Source organism: Haloferax sp. KTX1, from assembly GCF_902410085.1.
Lineage (GTDB): Archaea > Halobacteriota > Halobacteria > Halobacteriales > Haloferacaceae > Haloferax > Haloferax massiliensis.
Window position 1 is genome coordinate 1 of sequence record NZ_CABPRH010000109.1, and the last position, 489, is coordinate 489.

At 69.1% G+C, this 489-nt stretch carries 1 protein-coding gene; it reads left to right on the forward strand.

What is annotated here, in order from left to right:
• The coding region (locus FY251_RS21025; RefSeq protein ID WP_187367477.1) for a 5'-nucleotidase C-terminal domain-containing protein at positions 1 to 489 on the forward strand (489 nt) is incomplete at both ends.

Sequence of the window (489 nt, forward strand, 5' to 3'; positions counted from 1 at the left end):
TCGTGCTCTCACACCTAGGCCGGACCGACGAGGAACTGGCCCGCACCTGCGACGTGGACGTCATCCTCGGCGGGCACGTCCACGAGCGCTGCATCGACCGCGTCGCCGGTACGCTGCTCACTAGACCGGGCGCAAACGGCAAGACCGTCGTCGAGGTCGACCTCGGCGGGCCGGAACCGACTGCGCAGTTCCGCGAGACTGCCGACGGTCCCGTCGACGACCGCGTCGCGGAGGCTATCGAGGACAGACTCTCTGCGGCAGGACTCGACGAGGTCGTCGGGCACGTCGAGGAACCGCTGGACCGGAGCAGGGCGACGACCTACGGCGGTGAGTGCCGCCTCGGCAACCTCGTCGCGGACGCGTACCGATGGGCGACGGGCGCGGACGTGGGCCTCCAGAACAGCGGCGGTCTCCGAAACGACACGGTTCCGCTCGATGGGGCGCTGACGGTCGCTGATATGGTTTCTGTCGTCCCCTTCGAGGAACCCC